This is a genomic window from Bradyrhizobium sp. 76, from assembly GCF_023073025.1.
GTDB lineage: Bacteria > Pseudomonadota > Alphaproteobacteria > Rhizobiales > Xanthobacteraceae > Bradyrhizobium.
Map to the genome: position 1 here is coordinate 1 of NZ_JADPIS010000061.1, position 875 is coordinate 875.

The 875-nt window shown below is 68.7% G+C and carries 1 protein-coding gene; it reads left to right on the forward strand.

Going from position 1 to position 875, the window contains the following annotated elements:
• The coding region (locus tag IVB48_RS14860; RefSeq protein WP_247400556.1) for a condensation domain-containing protein at positions 1–875 on the forward strand (875 nt) is incomplete at both ends.

The window sequence follows — 875 nt, forward strand, 5'->3', positions numbered from 1 at the left end:
CCAGGCGGAGTATTGGCGCAGCAACCTGTCGGGCGCACCGGCCCGTCTGGCCTTGCGGACCGACCGGCCGCGGCCGGCACAGCAGTCGTTTGCCGGGGCCAGTGTGGCGGTCGTGATCGATGCGGATCTGACGCGGGGCTTGCGGCGGCTGAGCCAGCAGCATGGCACGACCTTGTTCATGACGGTGCTGGCGGCGTGGGCTGCGGTGCTGTCGCGTCTGTCGGGGCAGGACGACCTTGTGATCGGGGTGCCGAGCGCCAATCGCGGTCGGCGCGAGGTCGAGGAGCTGATCGGCTGCTTCGTCAACACCCTGGCGCTGCGGCTCGACCTGTCGGGCGCGCCGAGCGTGGCGGAGCTGCTCAAACGGACGCGGCGCACGGCCTTGGCGGCGCAGGAGCATCAGGACCTGCCGTTTGAGCAGGTGGTGGAGATCGTGCAGCCGCCCCGGCGTCTTGATCACACGCCGTTGTTCCAGGTGATGCTGGCCTGGCAGAACAACGCCGCCCCGGCGTTCGATCTTCCTGGGCTGCGTGTGGAGGCGGCGGCAGACGGCTTCGATCAGGTCAAGTTCGATCTGGAGCTGAACCTTGCCGAGCATGGCGAGGCGATCGCCGGAACGCTGGGCTATGCCACGGCGCTGTTCGATCAGGCGAGCATCGAGCGGCAGCGAGGCTATCTGCTGGCGCTGCTGCGGGCGATGGTGGCCGATGCGCGGCAAGCGGTCGGGCGGATTGAGCTGCTGGCGGCCGACGAGCGCGCATATCTATTGGAGGAGCTGAACCGGACGGCGGTGCCGTATCCCGAGCAGCAGTGCATCCATGAGCTGTTCGAGGCACAGGTCGCCAAGGCGCCGGACGCGGTGGCGGTGGTCCATG